The 17583-nt window shown below is 68.9% G+C and carries 14 protein-coding genes; 9 read left to right on the top strand and 5 right to left on the bottom strand.

Translation table 11 applies throughout. The annotated features are described in order from the left end of the window. Positions 1-273: 273 nt before the first annotated feature. The 3 genes from KUD94_RS04220 to xseA all read right to left on the bottom strand — a co-directional run bounded on the left by KUD94_RS04220 (position 274) and on the right by xseA (position 4902). Positions 274-2508, bottom strand: a complete 2235-nt coding sequence (locus KUD94_RS04220; protein WP_218238568.1) for an NADP-dependent isocitrate dehydrogenase — start codon at positions 2506-2508, stop codon at positions 274-276. A gap of 369 nt (positions 2509-2877) precedes the next feature. Then, on the bottom strand, positions 2878-3459 hold the full coding sequence (locus tag KUD94_RS14670; RefSeq protein WP_255569043.1) for a superoxide dismutase: 582 nt from the start codon (positions 3457-3459) through the stop codon (positions 2878-2880). A 114-nt stretch (positions 3460-3573) separates the two neighbouring features. Continuing rightward, a complete protein-coding gene (gene xseA, locus KUD94_RS04225; protein ID WP_255569044.1) occupies positions 3574-4902 on the bottom strand; it encodes an exodeoxyribonuclease VII large subunit in 1329 nt (442 codons plus the stop codon). A gap of 342 nt (positions 4903-5244) precedes the next feature. Between xseA and KUD94_RS04230 the strand changes: the two genes are divergently transcribed. The 6 genes from KUD94_RS04230 (at position 5245) to adk (ending at position 9087) form a co-directional block, all read left to right on the top strand. Next, a complete protein-coding gene (locus KUD94_RS04230; protein ID WP_218238569.1) occupies positions 5245-5895 on the top strand; it encodes a MotA/TolQ/ExbB proton channel family protein in 651 nt (216 codons plus the stop codon). Positions 5896-5907: 12 nt separating this feature from the next. Continuing rightward, positions 5908-6336 (top strand): biopolymer transporter ExbD, encoded by a 429-nt coding sequence (locus KUD94_RS04235; protein ID WP_218238570.1) that lies wholly within the window; start codon positions 5908-5910, stop codon positions 6334-6336. A gap of 4 nt (positions 6337-6340) precedes the next feature. Then, positions 6341-7363, top strand: a complete 1023-nt coding sequence (lpxK, locus tag KUD94_RS04240) for a tetraacyldisaccharide 4'-kinase (protein WP_218238571.1) — start codon at positions 6341-6343, stop codon at positions 7361-7363. After that, positions 7344-7532 (top strand): Trm112 family protein, encoded by a 189-nt coding sequence (locus KUD94_RS04245; RefSeq protein WP_218238572.1) that lies wholly within the window; start codon positions 7344-7346, stop codon positions 7530-7532. The genes lpxK and KUD94_RS04245 overlap by 20 nt, the downstream gene beginning before the upstream one ends. Further along, complete coding sequence (kdsB, locus tag KUD94_RS04250) at positions 7529-8320, top strand: 3-deoxy-manno-octulosonate cytidylyltransferase (RefSeq protein WP_218238573.1); 792 nt, start codon at positions 7529-7531, stop codon at positions 8318-8320. The genes KUD94_RS04245 and kdsB overlap by 4 nt, the downstream gene beginning before the upstream one ends. Before the next feature lie 110 nt (positions 8321-8430). After that, positions 8431-9087, top strand: coding sequence for an adenylate kinase (gene adk / locus KUD94_RS04255; protein WP_218238574.1), 657 nt, complete (start codon positions 8431-8433; stop codon positions 9085-9087). A gap of 186 nt (positions 9088-9273) precedes the next feature. On the opposite strand, the gene KUD94_RS04260 is transcribed toward adk, so the two are convergent. Beyond that, complete coding sequence (locus KUD94_RS04260; RefSeq protein WP_218238575.1) at positions 9274-10224, bottom strand: asparaginase; 951 nt, start codon at positions 10222-10224, stop codon at positions 9274-9276. 88 nt (positions 10225-10312) lie between these two features. On the opposite strand from KUD94_RS04260, the gene lexA reads away from it, so the two are divergent. After that, positions 10313-10987, top strand: coding sequence for a transcriptional repressor LexA (lexA, locus tag KUD94_RS04265; protein WP_146913984.1), 675 nt, complete (start codon positions 10313-10315; stop codon positions 10985-10987). Positions 10988-11119: 132 nt separating this feature from the next. Further along, positions 11120-11368: a hypothetical protein gene (locus KUD94_RS04270; protein WP_218238576.1), complete on the top strand. Its 249-nt coding sequence runs from the start codon at positions 11120-11122 to the stop codon at positions 11366-11368. A 78-nt stretch (positions 11369-11446) separates the two neighbouring features. Here the strand turns inward: KUD94_RS04270 and hrpA are convergent, their stop codons facing one another. Continuing rightward, on the bottom strand, positions 11447-15565 hold the full coding sequence (gene hrpA / locus KUD94_RS04275) for an ATP-dependent RNA helicase HrpA (RefSeq protein ID WP_218238577.1): 4119 nt from the start codon (positions 15563-15565) through the stop codon (positions 11447-11449). A 224-nt stretch (positions 15566-15789) separates the two neighbouring features. Between hrpA and KUD94_RS04280 the strand changes: the two genes are divergently transcribed. Continuing rightward, positions 15790-17550: a hypothetical protein gene (locus KUD94_RS04280; RefSeq protein ID WP_218238578.1), complete on the top strand. Its 1761-nt coding sequence runs from the start codon at positions 15790-15792 to the stop codon at positions 17548-17550. Positions 17551-17583: the final 33 nt, after the last annotated feature.

Raw genomic sequence — 17583 nt, forward strand, 5'->3', positions numbered from 1 at the left:
TAGCGGCGGGGACGCCCTCAGGGTTTTGTTTGGCCGCTATCGGAATGGGGACAAAGCGCGCTGCCACAAGACGCCGCGCCGCCCTCTTTTGGCGCCCGCTGCCGGGCCGCCTGCCGCAGCGGGGCAAGAGCCGTGCGCGGGGCCTGTGTGCCGGCCGCTTGCACACACGGCGCCGCGCCCGATCAAGCTCACAAGCTGGCCGGCCCTCGGCCTGCCCGCTCTTGCGTCCCCGGGCAACGCGGCCTTGAGGCCGCGCTGCCCGAACAGGACATTTTACTTGAGCGCGGCGAGCGCCTCGTTGAGCGTGGCGCTCGGGCGCATCACCGTGTCCAGCTTGGCCGCGTCGGGGAGGTAGTAGCCGCCGATATCCACGGGCTTGCCCTGCACCGCGTTGAGCTCGGCGACGATCTTGGCTTCGTTGTCGGCGAGCTGCCTGGCCAGGGGTGCGAACTTGGCCGCGAGCGCCGCGTCGTCCTTTTGCGCGGCCAGTTCCTGCGCCCAGTACAGCGCCAGGTAGAAATGGCTGCCGCGGTTGTCCAGCTCGCCGGTGCGCCGGCTCGGGCTCTTGTTGTTCTCCAGCAGCTTGCCGGTGGCGGCGTCCAGCGCCTTGGCCAGCACCACGGCGGTCTGATTGCCGTGCTTGATGCCCAGCTCCTCCAGGCTCACGGCCAGCGCGAGGAACTCGCCCAGCGAATCCCAGCGCAGGTGGTTTTCTTCCACGAGCTGCTCCACGTGCTTGGGCGCCGAGCCGCCCGCGCCGGTTTCGTACATGCCGCCGCCCGCGAGCATGGGCACGATGGAGAGCATCTTGGCGCTGGTGCCCAGCTCCATGATGGGGAACAAGTCGGTGAGGTAGTCGCGCAGGATGTTGCCGGTGGCGCTGATGGTGTCCAGGCCGCGGATCACGCGCTCGAGCGTGTAGCGCATGGCGCGCACCTGGCTCATGATCTCCACCTGCAGGCCGGTGAGGTCGTGCTCGTGCAGGTACATCCTGACCTTGGTGATGAGCTGGTTTTCGTGCGGGCGATAAGGGTCGAGCCAGAACACCACGGGCGTATTGGAATTGCGCGCGCGCGTGACGGCGAGCTTGACCCAGTCGCGAATCGCCGCGTCGGTGGTGCGGCACATGCGCCAGATGTCGCCCTGCTCTACCTGCTGCGACAGCAGCACCTCGCCGCTGGCGTTGTCGGTGATGTTGACCGTGCCGTCTTCGGCAATCTCGAAGGTCTTGTCGTTGGAGCCGTATTCTTCTGCGCCCTGGGCCATCAGGCCGACGTTGGGCACGGTGCCCATGGTGGTCGGGTCGAACGCGCCATGCCACTTGCAGAAGTTGATCATCTCCTGGTAGATGCGCGCAAAGGTCGATTCGGGCATCACGGCCTTGACTTCCTTCAGGCGGCCGTCGGCGCCGTACATCTTGCCGCCGTTCCTGATCATCGCGGGCATGGAGGCGTCGACGATCACGTCGTTGGGCGAATGGAAGTTGGTGATGCCCTTGTCCGAATCGACCATGGCGAGCTCGGGGCCGTTGGCATGGCAGGCATGCAGGTCGGCGCGGATTTCGTCTTGCACGCTCTTGGGCAGCTTGGCGATCTTGTTGTAGAGATCGACCATGCCGTTGTTCACGTTCACGCCCAGTTCTTCGAGCACCTTGGCGTGCTTGGCGAAGGCGTCCTTGTAGAACACGCGCACGCAGTGGCCAAAGACGATGGGGTGCGAGACCTTGAGCATCGTCGCCTTGACGTGCAGCGAGAACAGCACGCCGGTCTTGCGCGCGTCTTCGATCTGCTCTTCATAAAAGGCGAGCAGCGCCTTCTTGCTGAAGAACATCGAGTCGATCACGTCGCGGTCGTTGAGCTGCACCTTGGGCTTGAGCACCACGGTCTTGCCCGACTTGGTGATCAGCTCCATGCGCACTTCGCGCGCGCCGTCGACGGTCATGGACAGCTCGTCGTTGTAGAAGTCGCCGCGCTTCATGTGCGAGACGTGGGTGCGCGAGGCGGCCGACCATGCACCCATCTTGTGCGGGTGCTTGCGCGCGTACTCCTTGACCGCTTTGGGCGCGCGGCGGTCGGAATTGCCCTGGCGCAGCACCGGGTTGACGGCGCTGCCGGTGCACTTGTCGTAGCGCGCGCGGATCGCCTTTTCTTCGTCGGTGGCGGGCTTTTCGGGGAAATCGGGAATCTTGTAGCCCTTGCCTTGCAACTCCTTGATCGCGGCCTTGAGCTGCGCGACGGTGGCGCTGATGTTGGGCAGCTTGATGATGTTGGCGTCGGGCTGCAGCGTCTTCTTGCCCAGCTCCGTGAGCGTGTCGGGCACGCGCTGCCCTTCGGGCAGGCTGTCATTGAATTGGGCGAGGATGCGCGCGGCCAGCGAGATGTCGCTGCTTTGCATGCGGATGTCGGCCGAGCGGGCAAAAGCCTGCACGATGGGCAGGAAGGAAGCGGTCGCCAGGCGCGGCGCTTCGTCCGTCAGCGTATAGATGATGGATGTCTCTTGTGTGCTCATCGTTCAAATTCTCCAAAGGACAAGGGGGCGGGCGGCCCGCGGTGGGACGTGGCATCGGTGCCAACGTTTCATGATATCGGAGTCGCCTTTCACAAGGCGAAATCCGCCCGCCCGGGCTGGACAATAGGCAAGAAAAAAGGTCCCGGGCCATTGGCCGGGGACCTTAGGGCAACGCTGAACAAGCCCCTCGCGCGTCGCGCATCCCAGTCTGGGGCGGTCTGCTGCGTTGCAAATCCTCGCAATAGCTTCGGCTATTGCTGCGGTTTGCGCCTTGCAGCCCATCCCCAGGCTGGGCGCGCGCCATCACGGGGGCTTGTTCAGCGTTGCCTTAGGGGCCAGCGCCGGGTCTGGCCCGGCGCCGCAGCGCGTTCAGGCGAAATTGCTTTCGGCGAAATCCCAGTTGATCAGGTGGTCGAGCACCGTCTCGACGAACTTCGGGCGGGCGTTGCGGTAGTCGATGTAGTAGGCATGCTCCCACACGTCCACGGTGAGCAGCGGCTTGTCGGCCGTGGTCAGCGGCGTGCCGGCATTGCTGGTGTTGACGATGTCCACGCTGCCATCGCTCTTTTTCACGAGCCAGGTCCAGCCCGATCCGAAGTTGCCGCCGGCACTCTTGAGGAAGGCTTCGCGGAAGGCCGCGTAGCTGCCCCACTTGGCTTCGATCGCCTTGGCCAGGGCGCCGTGCGGCTCGCCGCCGCCGCTGGGCTTCATGCAATGCCAGAAGAAGGTGTGGTTCCAGACCTGGGCGGCGTTGTTGAAGATGCCGCCGCTGGACTTCTTGACGATCTCCTCGAGCGTCATGTTCTCGAACTCGGTGCCCTCTTGCAGCTTGTTCAGATTGGTCACATAGCCGTTGTGGTGCTTGCCGTAGTGAAACTCCAGCGTCTCCTTGCTGATGTGCGGAGCCAGGGCGTCCAGGGCGTAGGGCAGGCTGGGTAGTACGTGGTGCATGGGGGTGTTCCTTTCCTTCGATTGGTGGTTGCATCGACGCTGCGCAGGCGCAGCACAACCAGGCCATTGTAGGAACTTGCTCTCGTTCGCGCCGGCCCGGGCCGCGCGGCGGCTTCAGAACAGGCGCGGCGGCTGCACCGTGAGCTCCAGCGCGCCCTCGGCCAGCTCGGCGTGCACGGCCTGGCCGGTGCGCACCTGGCGCGCGCGCACCACGACCTGGCCATGCTCGTCGCTCAGCAGCGCATAGCCGCGTGCCAGCACCAGGCGCGGATCCAGCAGGGTCAGGCGCGTGTGCAGCCCCTGCAGCCGCTCGCTTTGCGTCTGCAGGTGCCGCTGCAGGCTGCGCGCAAAGTCTTGCCCGCGCGCCTGCAGCGCCTGCGCCGACAAGCCCAGGCGCAGTTGCAGCGCGTGGCGCAGCCGCTGCTCCCGCTGGCTCAGTTGCAGGCCGGCGTCGGCGATGAAGCCCGAGGGCCGCCCAAGCCGGCCCGCCGCGCCGTCCAGGCGCTGGTGCTGCCCGTCGAGCTGGTCCAGCAGCGCGCCGCGCAGGCGCTCGCCGGCCAGCGCCAGCGCGGCGAGCTCTTCGCTGCGCACCGGCGCGACCAGCTCGGCCGCGGCGGTGGGCGTGGGCGCGCGCAGATCGGCGCAGAAGTCGGCAATCGTGAAGTCGGTTTCATGGCCGACGCCGCAGACCAGCGGCACTGGGCTTTGCACGATGGTGTGCGCGAGCTGCTCGTCGTTGAAGGCCCAGAGGTCTTCCATGGAGCCGCCGCCGCGCACCAGCAGGATGGCGTCCAGCGGCGGGTGTTCCATGGTGTTTTCGGCTGCTTGGCCTTGCCTGCCTTGCGCCAGCAGATACAAATTTGATAGTGCAGCGCACAGGCTGGCGGCCGCCCCCTCGCCCTGCACCTGGGCCGGCGCGAACACCACAGGCAGGTGCGGCGCGCGGCGCGCCAGGGTGCTGGCCACGTCGTGCAGCGCGGCCGCGCCGCGCGAGGTCACCAGGCCTATGGCGCGCGGCATGCGCACCAGCGCCCGCTTGCGCGCCGCATCGAATAGGCCCTGGGCCTGCAGCCTGGCCTTCAGGCGCAGGAATTGCTCGAACAGCGCGCCCTGCCCCACGGGCTGCAGGTGCTGCACGACGAGCTGCAGGTCGCCGCGCCCTTCGTAGACGCTCAGGCTCGCCTGGGCTTGCACCAGCTGGCCGTCGCGCGGTACGAAGTCGAGCTGGCTTGCGGCGCGGCGAAACATGGCGCAGCGCAACTGGCCGCTGGCGTCCTTCAGGGTGAAATAGCAGTGCCCGCTGGCCGCGCGCGAAAAGCCCGCGAGTTCGCCGCGCACCAGCACCGGGTTGAAGCGCGCCTGCAAGGCCTGCGCCACGGCGCGGCACAGCGCGCCAACTTCCCAGATCAGCGGCGTCGCGGCTTGCTCGGAGGGCTCAAACATAGGCGGGACAAGGCTTTGCGCGCGGTGCGCGGGCGCAAACCATCCACAGCGGCGCGGCCAGCCGCGGCCGGCGCCTGCATCCGCAAGTCATAGCAGCGGCGCCATGGGTGTTCATGCAAGTTGTTGATTCAACAGGGTTTTTTGGTGCACATTTTTTGTGCAATGTGGTCAAAGCGCCTGCCGATGCGCGCTTGCGGCGCTTGTTCCGGTATTTGCCCACAAAGTTATCCACAGCAACGGTGGATGACCGCAGGGCGCTGGCGGGGCTGTGGCGCGCGCGCCGGACGGCCAGGGTGCCTGCGTCATAATCGCCGGCTGACATCCAAACGCGCGGAGTGAGCATTGCTTTCGATCATACAAGCCTCGGGTTGGCCGATCTGGCCGCTCATCGCCTGCTCCGTCGTGGCCTTGGCGCTGATCATCGAGCGCTTCATTTCGCTGCAAACCCGGCGCGTGGCGCCGCCCAAGCTGCTCGATGAGGCGATTGCCGTCACCAGCCGCAGCCTGCCTGCGCCCGACGTGGTCAAGCAGCTGGAACAGAACAGCGCGCTTGGCGAGGTGCTGGCCAGCGGCATACGGCGGCTGGCGGGCAACCCGCGCAGCTCCGAAGAGGACTTGCGCGCGGCCATGCAGGACCAGGGTCGTTCGGTGGCGCATCGGCTGGAGAGGTACCTGAACGCGCTGGGCACCATCGCCTCGGCCGCGCCGCTGCTGGGGCTGCTGGGCACGGTGGTCGGCATGATAGAGATCTTCGGCGCGCAGGCCGGGGCCGGCGCCGTGGGGCATGTGGCCGGCGGCGGCAACCCGGCGCAGCTCGCGCACGGCATCTCGATGGCCTTGTACAACACGGCCTTCGGCCTGATCATCGCAATTCCGGCGCTGTTCTTCTGGAAGTATTTCCGCAGCCGCGTGGACGCCTACACGCTGCAGCTGGAGCTCGCTGCCGAGCAGTTCGTGCGTCACCTCGGCCAGATCGGCCGGCGCCAGCTGTAGGCGGAGCCGGCGATGGACTTTCGGGCTGGCAAGACGCGCGAAGAGCCGCGCATCGACCTGATTCCCTTCATCGACGTGCTGCTGGTGATCCTGATCTTTCTCATGCTCACCACTACCTACAGCCGCTTCACCGAACTGCAGCTGACCCTGCCGGTGGCCGACACCCAGCAGATGCGCGAGCGCCCGCGCGAGCTGACGGTGGCCGTGGCGGCCGACGGGCGTTATGCGGTGAACAAGACCGCGCTGGCCGGTCGCGGCGTGGGCGAGCTGGCCCAGGCGCTGCAGGCGGCCGCGCCGGCGGGCGGCGACAGCGTGCTGATCATCAGCGCCGACGCGATGGCGCCGCACCAGGCGGTCATCACCGTGATGGAGGCGGCCCGCCGGGTGGGCCTGGCGCAGGTGACCTTCGCTACCCAGACTTCCGGGGCGCAGGAGCGCTGAGGGCGTGGCCCAGCGTCTGCGCCGCGCCTGGCAGCACAAGGGCGCGCTGGCGCGGCTGCTCTGGCCCCTGTCCCTGCTCTACCGCGCGCTGACGGCGCTGCGCCGCGCGCTTCATCGCCGCGGCTGGCTGCGCCGCAGCACGCTCGGCGTGCCCGTCGTCGTGGTGGGCAATGTGGTGGCCGGCGGCGCGGGCAAGACGCCGGTGGTGATCGCGCTGGTGCAGCACTTGCAGGCCAGAGGCTGGCGCCCGGGCATCGTCTCGCGCGGCCATGGGCGGCGCACGCGCGACTGCCGCGAGGTGCGCGCTACCAGCGCACCCGCCGAGGTGGGTGATGAGCCGCTGCTGCTGGCGCGGCGCACCGGCGTGCCGGTCTTCGTGGCCGCGCGGCGCGCCGATGCCGGGCGCGCGCTGCTGGCGGCGCACCCGGACTGCAACATCCTGGTCTGCGACGACGGACTGCAGCATCTGGCGCTGGCGCGCAAGCTGGAAATTTGCGTCTTCAGCGAGACCGGCGTGGGCAATGGCTGGCTGCTGCCCGCCGGCCCGCTGCGCGAGGCCTGGCCGCGACCGGTGGATGCGCTGCTCTACCACGGCGCGCCCCCCGTCCCGGCGGGCAGCGCGCCCGCGTTTGCGCTGCGGCGCACGCTGGCGCCCTGCGTGGTGAATGCGGCGGGCGAGCAATTGCCCTTGCAGCGCCTGCGCGGCCAGCCGCTGCATGCGCTGGCGGGCGTGGCCGCGCCCGAGGCCTTCTTTGCCATGCTGCGCGCGCGCGGTCTGACGCTGGAGCGCACCGAGAGCCTGCCGGACCACTTTGCTTTCGATAGCTGGCAGCGCCCGTCAGGCAAGGGTTTGATCCTGATTTGTACCGAAAAAGACGCGGTCAAGCTCTGGCGCCTGCACCCCGAGGCTTGGGCGGCGCCCTTGCAGGTCGAGCTCGATCCGGCATTCTTCGCCTGGCTGGACGCGCGCCTGGCGCCACTATCATCGACCCCAGCCGGAGAAAGCCATGGACCCGAAACTGCTTGAACTGCTGGTGTGCCCCGTGACCAAGGGGCCGCTCACTTACGACCGCGAGCGCCAGGAGCTGGTCTCGCACAGCGCGCGCCTGGCCTATCCGGTGCGCGACGGCATCCCCGTCCTGCTCGAGACCGAAGCGCGCACGCTCAGCGACGACGAGCTGGAAAAGAAGCCGTGAGCGCGGCGGCCTTCACCGTCGTCATCCCCGCGCGGCTGGCCTCCAGCCGCCTGCCGCGCAAGCCCCTGGCCGACATCGCCGGCAAGCCCATGGTGGTGCGCGTGGCCGAGCGCGCGCTGCAAAGCGCCGCCGCGCAGGTCTGGGTGGCGGCCGACGCGCCCGAGATCATCGACGCCTGCCAGGCCCACGGCGTGCAGGCGCTGCCCACGCGCGCCGACCACGCCAGCGGCAGCGACCGTCTGGCCGAAGCCTGCGCGCTGCTGGGCCTGCCCGAGGATGCGGTGGTGGTGAACGTGCAGGGCGACGAGCCGCTGATGGCGCCCGGCCTGATCGATGCCGTCGCGGCCCTGATGCAGCGCCACGCGCACTGCCCCATGGGCACGGCCGCACATCCGATCGCCAGCGCCGCCGACTTTGCCAACCCCAACGTGGTCAAGGTGGTGCTCGATGCCCGGGGCCGCGCCAGCTACTTCAGCCGCGCGCCCATCCCGCATGCACGCGGCGCGCAGCCGGGCGGCGCCTGGTGGCAGGATGCGGCCGCCGCCGGGCTGGCGCCGCTGCACCACATCGGCATCTACAGCTACCGCGCGGGCTTCGTGCAGACCTTTGCACGCCTGGCGCCCGCGCCCACCGAGCAGCTCGAGCAGCTCGAGCAGCTGCGCGCGCTCTGGCACGGCCATGCGATCGCGGTGCACGTGACCACCACGGCCCCCGGCGCGGGTGTGGATACGCCGCAGGACCTGGAGCGCGTGCGCGCCCTGTTTGCCGCCGGCGGCGCACCTGCCTGAGAGGGCGCCCTGTAAGCGGGGCGCCAGCGCACGCGTGCTATTCTCAAACGCTGTTCACGCACGGCCTGGCGCGTGCGGCCCGATTTCAAAACTGACGAGAGAGAGTCCCCATGAAATTGATCCTGCTTGGCGCTCCCGGCGCTGGAAAAGGCACGCAGGCTGCCTTCATCTGCAAGCAATTCGGCATCCCGCAGATTTCCACCGGCGACATGCTGCGCGCCGCCGTCAAGGCAGGCACGCCGCTGGGGCTGCAGGCCAAGGCGGTCATGGACGCGGGCCAGCTCGTGAGCGACGACATCATCATCGGCCTGGTCAAGGAGCGCATCGCCGAGCCCGATTGCGCCCAGGGTTTTCTCTTCGACGGCTTTCCGCGCACCATCCCGCAGGCGGACGCGATGAAGGCGGCGGGCGTCAAGCTCGATTACGTGCTGGAGATCGACGTGCCGTTCGAGGCCATCATCGAGCGCATGAGCGGGCGGCGCAGCCACCCGGCGTCCGGGCGCACCTACCACGTGAAGTTCAACCCGCCCAAGGTCGCCGGCAAGGACGACGTGACGGGCGAAGCGCTGGTGCAGCGCGAGGACGACAAGGAAGAAACCGTCAAGAAGCGCCTGCAGGTCTACAGCGACCAGACGCGCCCGCTGGTGGACTACTACCGCAACTGGGCCAGCGCCGACCCGGCCAACGCGCCCAAGTACCGCGCCATCAACGGCCTGGGCGGCGTCGACGAGATCACCGCGCGCGCGCTCGAGGCGCTGAGCCACTGAGAGCTTGAGAGGCAATCCCCCATGCCCGCTCTGCACGCCAAAACACCACCACTCTTGGTTGCAAATACTCGCCATGGCCCCAGCCATGACTGCGTTTTGCATCTCGATGGGCGGCGTTTTGACGCGCCTTTCGGGCACGGACAATTTCCTCGCAAGCTCTGAGGCGCCGGCGCGCAGGCTGCGCGCTCAGGCTTGCTGCATCAAGTCGAGCATCAGGCTGATGCGCGCCTTGACCGGGCTCAGGCCCTCGGCGTCGCGCCAGGGCCGGCCCGCGATCGCCGCCATGTGCCCGAGCGGGCAGCGCGAGGCAATGCGCACCTGCACCCCGGCATCCACCGCACGCGCGAGCGCCGGCTGCAGCGCCTGATGCAGCGTGCCGTTGCCGGTCGCGGCGACGACGATGCCGCGTACCCCGCCGGCCACCATCCAGTCGATCAGCGCGCCGTCGGCCCCGGCGTGGCTCAGGGCGATCTCCACCCGCGGCCAGGGCGCTTGATTGAAGGCGCGCGATTGCAGCAAGGCGCCGTGGCGCGGTGCGCCGGCCGCGGGCGCCGCACCGTGCGCCCAGCGCAACTGCCCGGCCTCCACCCAGCCGAGCGGGCCGCTGCCCAGCGAGGCAAACGCGTCGAGCCGCTGCGGATGCAGCTTGCTCACCGCGCGGGCGCCGTGCACCGTGCCGAGCGCGGACACCAGCACGCCGCGCGCCTGCGGGTGCGCGGCCAGCAACACCGCGTCCAGCAGGTTCTGCGGGCCGTCGGACAGCAGCGCGGTGGCCGGGCGCATCGCGCAGGTCAACACCACGGGCTTGTCCGCGGGCAGCAGCTCGTGCAGCAGCCAGGCGCTCTCTTCCAGCGTGTCCGTGCCGTGCGTGACGACGATGCCGGCCACCTGCGCGTCGGCCAGCAGCTCGGCGCAGCGCCGCGCAAGGCGCAGCCAGGTGGCGTGGTCCATGTCCTTGCTGTCGATCTGCGCGAGCTGCTCGGCTTGCAGCGCCATGCCGGCGGCCTGCTGCAGGCCCGGCACCGCCTGCACCAGCGCGTCTACGCCCAGTTGCGCGGCCAGGTAGGCATGGCCACCGGCCGCGCCGGTGCCGGCAATGGTGCCGCCGGTGCCGAGGATGACGATCTTTTTGTCCATGGTGCTTGCAACTTTCTCAAAACTGTCGAAAAATACAGCTACTGTATCGATACACAGTCACTGACCTGTAGCCCATCCGGAGCATTTCATGACCGACCAGCCCAAACTCACCGGCCGCCAGCAGCAGATCCTGGAACTGGTAGAGCGCGCCATCGCCCAGACCGGCGCGCCGCCCACGCGCGCCGAGATCGCGCAGCAGCTGGGCTTCAAGTCGGCCAACGCGGCGGAAGAGCACTTGAAGGCGCTCGCGCGCAAGGGCGTGATCGAGCTGCTCAGCGGTACCTCGCGCGGCATACGCCTGCGCGCCAGCGCGCTGCGCCAGATCCATGCCGAGCGCGGCGTGCAGCTCGGCCTGCCGATGGCGGGGCTGGCCCAGCTCACGCTGCCGCTCATCGGCCGCGTGGCCGCCGGTTCGCCGATTCTCGCGCAGGAGCACGTCGACCAAAGCTACACCATAGAAGGCTCGCTGTTCGCGCACAAGCCGGACTATCTGCTCAAGGTGCGTGGCATGTCCATGCGCGACGCCGGCATCATGGATGGCGACCTGCTCGCGGTGCAGGCCACGCACGAGGCGCGCAGCGGCCAGATCGTGGTCGCGCGCCTGGGCGACGAGGTCACCGTCAAACGCCTGCGCCGTAGCGGCGGCCAGATCGAGCTGTTGCCGGAAAACCCCGACTACCCGGTGATCCGGGTGCACCCCGGCGAGCCATTCGAGATCGAAGGCCTGGCGGTCGGCTTGATACGCAACACCATGCTGATGTAGGGCATGGCCGGCACGGCCCCGGGTGGCGGGCGTCTGGCCGGGCACGCTGCATGCGCCAGCGCGCTCGGTCAACCCTGGGGCGTGCTTTTCCTGTGGCAATCCTGCCTGTGTTCAAACCCTGTGGAGTCTCACATGCAGCTTGTTCAGTCCGGTCAGCGCCCGCTGCCTCTTTTTTCCCCGGCCCCGCACGGCAAGGTGCTCGCGCTGCGGCCAGTCGCGCGCCAGCGCCCCGCTGCACCCGCCCCTGTGCCGGCGCGGCCCTCGGCGCACCGGCCGCTGCGCCTGGTGCTGCGGCATGCGGACGATGGTTCCTGCCGGCTGATGGCTTCGGGCCGGCTGGCCGATGTCTGCGCCGAACTCAATCGCCTGGCGCTGGGCTGAGGTGCGGCAGTCGCGGGCCTGGGCGCAACGCGGCAAGAGGCCCACCAAGGCAGCCGCAGGCCAGCCGGCGCCGCTGCATCAGAGTTGCAACTGGGCCCAGATCTTGTCCAGACGCTTGCTGCTTGCGGGGTAAGGGGTGCGCAGCTCTTGCGCAAAAAAGCCCACGCGCAGCTCTTGCAGCATCCAGCGGTATTCCTGCATGCGCGCGTCTTCCTGGCCCTTGCGTTCGGCAAACAGGCGCCAGTAGCGCTGCTCCAGCGGTTGCAGCTCGCGCGTCCTGGCTTCGTCGCGCGCGGGGTCGGCGCGCAGCTTGTCCAGGCGCAGCACGATGGCCTTGAGATAGCGCGGGTAGTGCTGCAATTGCGCCCAGGGGGTGTCGAGCAGGAAGTTCTTGTTCATCAGGATCTGCAGTTGCCGGCCTGTGTCTTGCGTGGCCAGCGGGGCGTTGCGCGTTTCCTTGATCTTGCGCTGGGCCAGTGCGTACTCTTGCAGGATGGCGGCGCACAGGCGCGCCACTTCGTTGGCAATCAGGGTCAGGCGCGCGCGCCCTTCCTGGATGCGCTGGGCAAATTCCTGCGCGTTCACCGGCAGCGGCGGCTGCAGGAAGGCGCGCTCAAGCGCCAGGTCGATGATCTGCTTTTGCAGCTCCTCCTGCGTGCCCAGCGGCATGTAGGCCACGGCCATGCGCTGCAGGTCGGGGATGTTTTTGGCCAGGTATTTGAGCGCGTCCCTGATCTGCAGCGCCACCAGGCGCCGCAGGCCCACCAGGTGGCGCGCGGCTGCCAGCTCGGGCTCGTCGAACACTTCGATGCCCACGCCCTCGCCACGGTCGATCAAGGCCGGAAAGCCGACCAGACTCTGGTTGCCGCGCTGGATTTCCAGCAGCTCGGGCAGCTCGCCAAAGGTCCATGCGGTGTAGAGCGCATCGGCCTGTCCGGGCGCGGGTTTCTCATTTTCAGGAGCTGCTGGCGCTTGATTGGCAACGATTTCATATGGTTTAGTGCCTGAAACCGGCTTGGAATCTGCGCCAGCAGCTATCTTCAATGAAGCAAGCGCCTGAAACGCCCCGCGCGCCTGGCCGCCCCACTGCGCCTTGAGCGTGGCCAGTTGCCGGCCTTGCCCGAGCTGGCGGCCGTGCTCGTCCACCACGCGAAAGTTCATGAACAAGTGCGGGCTGAGCATGTCGAGCTTGAAGTCGGCGAGCTTGATGTCCAGCCCGGTTTCCTCGCGCGCCTGCTTGAGCAGCACGTCCAGCAAACCGCCTTGCTCGCGCCCGCCGCGCGAGAGCAGCAGATCGGCCAGGCGCCGGGCGTTTTCCGCCAGCGGCACGAAGCGGCTGCGCGGGCGCTGGGGCAGGCTTTTGAGCAGTGCCTGGATCTTGTCCTTGAGCATGCCCGGCACCAGCCACTGCGCGTCCTCTTCGCTCGCCTGGTTCAGGGCAAACAGCGGCAGCGTCAGCGTCACGCCGTCGCGCGCGTCGCCGGGAGCGTGCAGGTAGCTGGCGGCGCAGTCCACGCCGCCCAGGCGCACGAGTTTGGGGAAGCGCTCGGTGGTGATGCCCGCGGCCTCGTGGCGCATCAGCTCTTCGCGCGTGATGCGCAACAGCTGCGGCTCGGCCTTGACCGCCTGGCGAAACCATTTGTCGAAGGTCGCGCCGCTGTAGATGCCTTCGGGAATCGCCTGGTCGTAGAAGGCGTAGATCAGCTCGTCGTCCACCAGCACGTCTTGGCGGCGGCTCTTGTGCTCGAGCTCTTGCACCTTGTGCACCGCCTTGCGGTTGGCGGCGAGAAAGGGCCAGTCGCTGTCCCATTCGCCCTCGACCAGCGCGCGGCGGATGAAGAGCTGGCGCGCCTCGTGCGGGTCCACGCGGCCATAGCTCACGGCCCGGTGGTTGTAGACCACCAGACCGTAGAGCGTGGCGCGCTCGAGCGCGATCACGTCCGCCTGCTTCTTGCTCCAGTGCGGCTCCAGCAGCTGCTTCTTCAAAAGGTGCGCGCCCACCTCCTCCAGCCACTGCGGCTCGATCGCGGCAATGCCGCGCCCGTACAGGCGCGAGGTCTGCACCTGCTCGGCCGCAACGATCCAGCGCCCCGGTTTTTTGGACAGGTGCGCGCCCGGGTGCGGATAAAACCGGATGCCGTGCGCGCCCAGCCAGGCGTCCGCGTCTTCGCCCTTGAAGCCGATGTTGCCCAGCAGCCCCGCGAGCATGGACAAATGCACTGCCTCATAGCCCGCAGGCTCGGTGTTGAGCGCCCAGCGTTGCTCGCGCACCACGGTGAGCAACTGGCTGTGGATGTCGCGCCACTCGCGCACCCGGCGCAGGTTCAGGTAGTTCCTGCGCAGCAGCTGCTCCCATTGGCGGTTGCTCAGCTTGTGGGTGTCGCCTGGCGGGGAGATGGCTTGAGCGCCCTTGGCGGAAGATTCGTTGTCCGGGGGGCGTCCGCCCCCACCCCTGCCCTCCCCCAGAGGGGGAGGGAGCGAACTTCCGCTGCTCTGGTCTGCGCTCCTTCCCCCTCTGGGGGAAGGTTGGGATGGGGGCAAACCGCGCTTTTCCACCGGCAAAAACGCCTGGCTGCGCGCATGCGCCGCCGCAGTCTGCCCCGCAGCCGCCATCTCCCGGCGCGACTGCGCCACCAGCTTGCCCCCGCGCGCGTCGTGCAGCCAGTTCCACAGGCGCACGTAGCCGCTGAACTCGCTCTTTTCGTCGTCGAACTTGGCGTGCGCCTGGTCCGCCTGAGCCTGGGCCTCCAGCGGGCGGTCGCGCACGTCCTGCACCGACAGCGCGGCGGCAATCACCAGCACCTCGGCGAGCGCGCCCCGGCCGCGCGCCTCCACGATCATGCGGCCCACGCGCGGGTCCAGCGGCAGGCGGGCGAGCTCGCGCCCCATGGGCTGCAGCGCGCCCTGCTCGTCGACCGCGCCCAGCTCTTGCAAGAGCTGGTAGCCGTCGGCGATCGCCCGGCCCGAGGGCGCTTCGAGAAAGGGGAAATTGACCACGTCGCCAAGGCCGAGCGACTTCATGCGCAGGATTACACCGGCCAGCGACGAGCGCAGGATTTCGGGGTCGGTGAAGCGCTCGCGCTGCGCGAAATCCTCTTCGCCGTACAGCCGGATGCAAATGCCATTGGCCACGCGCCCGCAGCGCCCGGCGCGCTGGTTGGCCGCCGCCTGGCTGATGGGCTCGACCAGCAGTTGCTCTACCTTGCTTCTGAAAGAATAGCGCTTGACGCGCGCCATACCTGCGTCAATCACGTATTTGATGCCGGGCACCGTGAGCGAGGTTTCGGCCACGTTGGTCGCCAGTACGATGCGGCGCGCGCCGTGGTGCTCGAAGATGCGCTCCTGCTCGGCCTGCGACAGGCGCGAAAAGAGCGGCAAGACCTCGGCGCTGCGCAGCAGCGGCTGGTGTTGCAAATGCTTTTTCAGATGGTCGGCCGCCTCGCGGATCTCGCGCTCGCCGGGCAGAAACACCAGGATGTCGCCGCCGCGCCCGGCGCCCGCCCCGCCCCAGAGTTCATCGACCGCGTCGGCAATCGCGTCGTTCAGGTCGTAGTCCTTCTTCTCCTCCCAGGGGCGCCAGCGCAGCTCCACCGGCCAGGTGCGCCCCGACACCATGATGACCGGCGCGGGCTCTCCGGCGGGGCTGGCAAAGTGGCGCGCAAACCGCTCGGCATCGATGGTGGCCGAGGTCACCACCACCTTCAGATCGGGGCGGCGCGGCAGGATCTGCTTGAGGTAGCCGAGCAGAAAATCGATGTTCAGGCTGCGTTCGTGCGCCTCGTCGATGATCAGCGTGTCGTACGCCTTGAGCAGCGGGTCGCCCTGGGTCTCGGCCAGCAGGATGCCGTCGGTCATCAGCTTGATCGAGGCGCCCTTGTGCAGCGTGTCGGCAAAGCGCACCTTGTAGCCCACCACCTCGCCCAGCGGGGTGTTCAGCTCCTGGGCGATGCGCTTGGCCACGCTGCTGGCTGCGATGCGCCGCGGCTGCGTGTGGCCTATCAGGCGGCCCGGCCGCCCCTCGGGCGCATTGCAGCGCCCGCGCCCGAGGGCGAGAGCCATCTTGGGCAGTTGCGTGGTCTTGCCGGAGCCGGTTTCGCCGCAGACGATGACGACCTGGTGCTCGCGCATCGCCTCCATGATGTCCTCGCGGCGGGCAGAGACGGGAAGGGATTCGGGAAAGCGGATATCTGGCGCCATGAAGCACCCGATTATCCCAAGCCCTGCGCCGCAGCGCCGGCACTCTGCGCGCGCCCGGGACCGGCGCAGCACCCCGAGCCCGTCGGCGCCCGCCCTGCGGGAGCGCAAATGCGACGCTGTAACACCTTGACGCCCGCCGGCGCACCCCTCTTGCCTATGATGCCGCGGCCCGCCCGGCGCCAGCGCCGTGCGCAGGGGGCACCAATGCAATGAGGGAGGACAAGATGCACAAACACCTGTGGCTCGCGCTCATGCTGGCCGCGGCGCTCGTCGGCGGCTGCGGCGGAGGCTCTTCGGCGGAGCCGCCCGCTCCAAGCCCGGCGCCGGCGCCGGCTCCCACGCCCACGCCCACGCCCACGCCCACGCCAACGCCAACACCGACACCGACACCGACACCCATCCCGCCCAGCGCAGATCTGTTCGTGCCGCCCGCAGCACAGGGCGCGGTCGATGTCCAGCTGCACCCAGGCGCCACGGTGCGCGCCGGTAGCACGGTGCTGCTCGCCTTCGGGCTGCCGTTTCCGCGCGGTTTCGTGAGCGACCCCGCGCAGATCCGGGTGAGCGACGTCCAGGGCGGAGAAATTCCCTCTGCGGTGCAGGTGCTCGCGCCCTGGCGCAGCCTGGGCGCGGCGGCGGGCGCCGGCTCGATTCGCGCGGCCCTGATCTACATCGAGTACCGCTTTGCCGACAACGCCCCCGCCGCCATCAAGGTGCATTGGGGCGCGCCGCGCACGCGCAGCCTGGCGGGCCCGCTGCCGGCCCCGTCCGCACTGTGGACGCGCATAGCCGACGGGCCCGACCCCGACGAATACCCGGCCGCGGACGATATCCGCGAACCAGCCGTCTATGCGACGCTGCCTCCCGCCTGGCTGGGCCAGGCCTTGCTGCGCGGACCGGCGCTGCCCGCGGGGCAAAACCCGGCGCTCGCCTGGTGGGATACGGCCATGCAAGGCTATGGCGATACCGCAGTCAATCGGCTGGCGCCCAGCGTGCCGGCGTCGGCGCAGATTGCCTATGCCCGCGACGCCGAGCCCTGGCTGTTTGACCGCGCGATGACGCTGTTCGGCCTGTACATCCGCACCGGAGAGCTGCGCTGGCTGCGCCACGCCCACCGCGCCGCGCAGTGGTATGCAAGCCGCATCGACGCCGGCGGCATCTTCACGCTCAAGGGTGAAAACGATCTCAAGTACAGCTATGGCGCCTCGCTGCTGACCGATTTGTGGCTGACCGGCGACGCGGCGCTGGCGGCGCCGATACAGCGCATAGGCCAGGCCGGCATCGCCCAATGGCGCGTCAGCTATACCCCAACGCAGAACTTCTGGACCGAGCGCCACCAGGCCTATGCGCTGCGCGCCGCGCTCGCCGCCTACGCGCTCACGGGCGACGCGGTGCAGGGCGCGCGCGCCCAGGCGCTGGCGGCGCTGACGGTGCGCATGTCGCGCAACGAGGCCCAGTGCCCGCTGCACACGGTGCGCCAGCACGAGGGCGATGACGGCGACGAGCGCCTGATGTGCTCGCCCTGGATGGGCGCGCTGCTGTCGGACGCGATGATGGAGTACTACCTGGCCTCCGAAGACCCCGATGCCTTGCGCTGGATGGCCGGCATGGGCAACTACGTGCGCGACCATGCGCTGTACGACGGCGGGATAGAACACCGCGAGCTCAATGGCCTGAAGATGACCTGGTACATGGCCGGCGTGGGCAGCCGCTACGAGGATGGCCAGCGCGGCTGGGGCGACATGGAGCACGCCTGCGACGTCGGCGCAATGACGGCGCGCGCCGCCTGGGCGCAGCGCCAGCTTGGCCAGGGCGGCGCCGCCTCGGTGCAGCAGGTGGCCGAGCAGTTGCTGCAGACCTGCCGCTTCACCCTGGACTACTGGCACCGCAGCACGCCCACGCTGCCGGAGTGGCGCCTGAGCCCGCCGCGCAAGTTCAACTGGTGGTTTGGCGGCGCCCTCGGTTACGACTGGTACCTCGCCCACTAGCGCCGCGTGACGCGGCCCGGCGCTGGCGGACCC

Origin of the sequence: Comamonas sp. NLF-1-9, assembly GCF_019195435.1 — a bacterium.
Taxonomy (GTDB): Bacteria; Pseudomonadota; Gammaproteobacteria; order Burkholderiales; family Burkholderiaceae_C; genus Comamonas_C.